This window comes from Marinobacter sp. AC-23, assembly GCF_001858325.1.
Lineage (GTDB): Bacteria > Pseudomonadota > Gammaproteobacteria > Pseudomonadales > Oleiphilaceae > Marinobacter.
In genome coordinates, this window is the sequence record NZ_MBPP01000066.1 from 1 (window position 1) to 4,285 (window position 4,285).

Consider the following 4,285-nt stretch of genomic DNA (forward strand, 5'->3'; position numbering starts at 1 on the left):
AGGCGCTGGATGATAATGCCTGTAAGGTTATTCTGACACTTGAGTTTGAGTTCTCAGGCACGCTATCACGAATGACGTTTGGGCCTGTTTTCAACCAAGCGGCCACAACCATGGTGGATGCATTTTGTCGTCGTGCAGACGATATCTACTCGGGGAGTGTCCAATGCTGAAGATTGAGGTGGCTTATGCCCGGCCCGACAAGCAGGAAATTGTCCCTGTGCAGGTAGCGGAAGGCACAACGGCCATAGAAGCGGTTAATTTATCAGGTATTACCGCGATGTTCCCTGAAATCGATGCAGAATCAATCGACATGGGGATATTCGGCAAGGTTATTAAAAAACCAGCAGATCACGAGCTGCGTGATGGCGACCGGGTTGAGTTGTATCGCCCGCTCCAGATTGACCCGAAGCAGGCGCGCCTGAATCGGGCCAAAAAGAAATCGTAGCCGAATCAATAGGCTGGCGTTTCTTCCAGAAGCTGCGCTTCGTAATGGGAGTAACGGTCGTTGTTGTAGTGCACGATGATGCGTTGCTCTTCGATATCGCCACCTCGGCGTTGGAACGTGTAAACGTAGTATTCGCGAGACTCGTCAATCGGGTTCAGCATTAGAGGGCTGCCGAGTAGAGCCTGAACCTGGCTGCGAGGCATGCCTTCGTTGAGTTTGGTCAGCTCTTCATCGGTAACAATATTGCCTTGCTGGACGTTGATCTTGTAAACGCCCGGAAAGGCACAACCGGATAGAACCAGAGTGAGAATGAGAGCTGTGAGCTTTTGCATCGCCGGAGGAAATCCTCTATCTTGAAATCGCCTGCCAAGGGCAGGTGTGGCACGGGTTAACCGTTAAAAGGCGGCTTCATCATACCGGAAGCCGTGAGGCACACCAAAGAGTGAATAGTAACATGTCATCTGAAAACGCCGAATTACGAAAAGTCGGTCTCAAAGTCACTCTGCCAAGAGTGAAAATCTTCAACATCTTGGAAAACGCCAAGGATCACCATCTCAGCGCCGAGGACGTTTACAAGCGGCTTCTGGATCAAGGCGATGACGTGGGGCTGGCCACCGTATACCGAGTGCTTACGCAGTTTGAGACCGCGGGCCTGGTGTTGCGTCACAATTTTGAAGGTGGGCATGCCGTATTCGAAATGGCAGGCGAAGACCACCACGATCACATGGTTTGCACCCAGACAGGTCAGGTGATTGAATTTGTTGATGAGATCATTGAAGAGCGCCAGCAGAAAATCGCAAAAGAGCACGGCTATGAAATTGTCGAGCACAGCTTGATTCTCTACGTAAAGCCTATCAAATCGTAAGCTCTCTGACGGAGTTGGCGGTGAAGGAAAAGGTAGTGGTGGAATAAAAAGGGGGCAGGCCGCTAAGCCTGCCCCAACAGCTCTCAGGGTCGAGAGGGGGGAAGTGGTTATCGCCACCAGATCAATGGTGGGTTGCCTGTCCTTTGGAAAACATTTCTGTAGCGTGGGCAATAGTGTGCTCGGTCATATCCACCCCGCCCAACATTCTTGCAACTTCGCTAATTCTTCCCTGGTCATCCAAAGATTCGATTTTCGAGAAAGTCGCATCTTGCTGGGTGAACTTGCTAACAAACAGGTGCTGATGGCATTGGGCCGCAACTTGCGGCAGGTGAGTGACGCAAATTACCTGACCATTGGCGCCAAGTGAGCGCAGCAGCTTGCCAACTACCTCGCGGTGCCGCCGCCAATGCCCACGTCAACTTCGTCAAAGATCAGAGTCGGCGTGGTGGATGTTTGAGCAACGACGACTTGAATCGCCAAACTGATTCGTGACAGTTCGCCGCCGGAAGCGACTTTGGCAAGAGGTCTTGCCGGTTGCCCGGGGTTAGCGCTCACCAAAAACTCGATTTCTTCCAGTCCGTGAGGTGCCGGCTCGTCTTGGTTATTGCGGTTCAGGTGGGTAACAAACTGAACCGCCGGCATGCTCAGTTGGGCCAGCTCACCGGCAATGCGCTGATCCAAATCCGCCGCTGCCTTGGCCCGCACTTTGGAAAGCTTGCCAGCCAACTCATCAAAACCTTTGCGCTGGCTTTCCAGTTTCTCTTCCAGCTTCTCCAGGCTGCCCTCACCACCATCCAGCTCTGCCAGTTCTGCACTTTGCCGTTCATGAAATTCTGGTAGATCTTCAGGCTGATGCGGTGCTTTCGTGCCATCTGGTAAATCGCGCTGAGCCTTTCTTCGACTTCGGCCAGGCGCGCTGGGTCTGCTGCATAGTCGTCCACAAAATGGCGAAGATTATCGCCCGCTTCACTGATCTGGATCTGGGCTTCGCTCAGCATCTGGATGGTATCGGCCAGTGCGGGCACCTCAACCGGAAGTTGCTCCAACTGCTGCAGTGCTTGCCGCACCAGACCTGCCGCACTGGTTTCGTCTTCGGTGCACAGCAGCGCTGCCTGGTGGCTGCTGTGGAGAATCGCATCGGCCTGGCTCAGTTGCGCTTGTTCCTGCTCTAGCTGTTCCTGTTCGCCGACTTCGATTGCCAGGCGGTCAAGCTCTTCCACCTGATAGCGCAACAGCTGTAACTTGGCTTCTGACTCTTCAGCATTTTGCTGGTGTTCAATCAGCTTTGTGCGGATTTGGTTCCACGACTTCCAGGCTTCACGGGTCTCACCGGCGAGCTCTTCGGCGCCGGCAAACTCATCGACCAGTTTGCGGTGGGTTTCTTTGCGCAGGAGCGATTGGTGCTGGTGTTGGCTGTGAATATCCATCAGTAACCCACCCAGGTCTTTCAGGTGAGCCAGGGGGCAGGGCTGGCCGTTAATGTATGCCCGTGAGCGCCCGTCTTTGCTGATCACTCGGCGCAGGATGCAGTCGCTGTCGTCATCCAGCTCGTGGCTTTCGAGCCATTGCAGTGCTTCCGGGATACCAGACACATCAAATGTAGCGGTGATGTCTGCGCGCTTTGCACCGTGGCGAACGGCACCCGCATCAGCACGACCGCCCATGGCTAGGCCCAGCGCATCCAGCACAATGGATTTGCCCGCGCCAGTTTCGCCCGTCAGAGCAGTCATGCCCATATCGAAGTGCAGTTCGACCCTTTCGGCAATCGCGTAGTTGGAAACCGTGAGCTGTGTGAGCATGCAGATAACCTCCGCCCTTAAAATATACTGTTCGTTCATACAGTGACTGTGAATATATACAGGGTTTTTGGGGTTTGCAAACATATAGGCAGGATTTTCTTCAGGAATGCGGGCTTTGGTGGTTGAAACCCTGCGCACCAACCCCATATCCGTTCGCAATAACGTTCTTTCGGCTCTGTATAGCCGGAGCCTATGTTCAATCGGTCGCGTTTTAGCCGGCCGCCGAAGATCTGGCAGGAGTAGTCATGAACACCGATGAAAACCGCAATGAGCAGGTAGATGAGTTGAAAGAGGCCGCTGAGGCGACTGTGGAAGAAGCACAGACGGGAGAGCCAGAGGCTGAGCAAAATGAGGTTTCCGAGCTGGATGCGCTGAGCGCGCAACTGCAGGATTCTCAGGAGCAAATGTTGCGTTTGCAGGCAGAGATGCAAAATGTGCGTCGCCGGGCAGAGATGGATGTTGAGAAGGCGCATAAGTTTGCGCTGGAAAAGTTTGTTAAAGAGCTGCTCCCCGTAGCAGACAGTCTCGAAAAGGCAGTTGAAAGCACCGAAGGCCACGAAGACGCTGGCGAGTTGGTCGCTTCCATTCGCCAGGGTGTAGAAATGACGCTCAGTCTGTTTGTGTCGAGCCTTAAAAAGTTCAACGTTGAGCCACTGAACCCGGTGGGCGAACCGTTTGATCCGCAGCAGCACGAGGCCATGTCCATGGTGCCAGCGCCGGATGCGGAGCCCAACAGCGTGGTGGCCGTTGTACAGAAAGGCTACTTGTTGAATGGGCGAGTGGTGCGGCCGGCAATGGTGATGGTCGCAAAGGCTCAGGGTGCACCAAAAATTGATGAGCAGGCTTGAAAAGTCCGCGAAAGCGCCAATATAGCCATTAAACAGAAGCATCCGGATTCGATATGTCCGGGCAACTATTCAGAGCAGCATTCAGAAGAACTGGAGTGAATCAATGAGCAAGATTATCGGTATCGACCTTGGAACGACCAACTCGTGTGTTGCCATCATGGATGGCGATAAAGTCCGGGTTATTGAAAACGCTGAGGGTGATCGCACTACACCGTCCATCATCGCTTATACCGATGATGGTGAAATACTGGTTGGGCAATCTGCGAAGCGCCAAGCGGTTACCAACCCAGAGAACACTATATAGCTATCAAGCGACTGATTGGTCGTC

At 53.5% G+C, this 4,285-nt stretch carries 5 protein-coding genes and 2 pseudogenes; 5 read left to right on the forward strand and 2 right to left on the reverse strand.

The window, feature by feature from the left end:
- Positions 1-170, forward strand: a 170-nt coding sequence (locus tag BCA33_RS22225; RefSeq protein ID WP_368087262.1) for an SRPBCC family protein, incomplete at its 5' end; no start/stop codon positions are given.
- Entirely contained in the window at positions 164-445 is a 282-nt protein-coding gene (locus tag BCA33_RS16700; RefSeq protein WP_071267636.1) for an RnfH family protein, read from the forward strand. The genes BCA33_RS22225 and BCA33_RS16700, both read left to right, overlap by 7 nt.
- A 5-nt stretch (positions 446-450) precedes the next feature.
- Here the strand turns inward: BCA33_RS16700 and BCA33_RS16705 are convergent, their stop codons facing one another.
- Complete coding sequence (locus BCA33_RS16705) at positions 451-777, reverse strand: outer membrane protein assembly factor BamE (protein ID WP_071267638.1); 327 nt, start codon at positions 775-777, stop codon at positions 451-453.
- A 122-nt stretch (positions 778-899) separates the two neighbouring features.
- Between BCA33_RS16705 and fur the strand changes: the two genes are divergently transcribed.
- The gene (gene fur, locus BCA33_RS16710; protein WP_071267640.1) at positions 900-1,310 is read left to right on the forward strand and encodes a ferric iron uptake transcriptional regulator; all 411 of its coding nucleotides are present in this window, start codon (positions 900-902) and stop codon (positions 1,308-1,310) included.
- Positions 1,311-1,431: 121 nt separating this feature from the next.
- Here the strand turns inward: fur and recN are convergent.
- Positions 1,432-3,109, reverse strand: a pseudogene (gene recN, locus BCA33_RS16715) (DNA repair protein RecN).
- Positions 3,110-3,354: 245 nt separating this feature from the next.
- Between recN and grpE the strand changes: the two are divergent.
- Positions 3,355-3,957 carry a nucleotide exchange factor GrpE gene (grpE, locus tag BCA33_RS16720; protein WP_071267642.1) on the forward strand — a complete coding sequence of 201 codons (603 nt, stop codon included), beginning with the start codon at positions 3,355-3,357 and terminating at the stop codon, positions 3,955-3,957.
- A gap of 103 nt (positions 3,958-4,060) precedes the next feature.
- Positions 4,061-4,285, forward strand: a pseudogene (locus BCA33_RS16725) (Hsp70 family protein); the annotation flags it as partial.

Bases quoted from the DNA above. Each gene is read 5' to 3' on its own strand.
- fur (WP_071267640.1), top strand. From the start codon at position 900: ATGTCATCTGAAAACGCCGAATTACGAAAAGTCGGTCTCAAAGTCACT.
- BCA33_RS16700 (WP_071267636.1), top strand. From the start codon at position 164: ATGCTGAAGATTGAGGTGGCTTATGCCCGGCCCGACAAGCAGGAAATT.
- BCA33_RS16705 (WP_071267638.1), bottom strand. From the start codon at position 777: ATGCAAAAGCTCACAGCTCTCATTCTCACTCTGGTTCTATCCGGTTGT.
- grpE (WP_071267642.1), top strand. From the start codon at position 3,355: ATGAACACCGATGAAAACCGCAATGAGCAGGTAGATGAGTTGAAAGAG.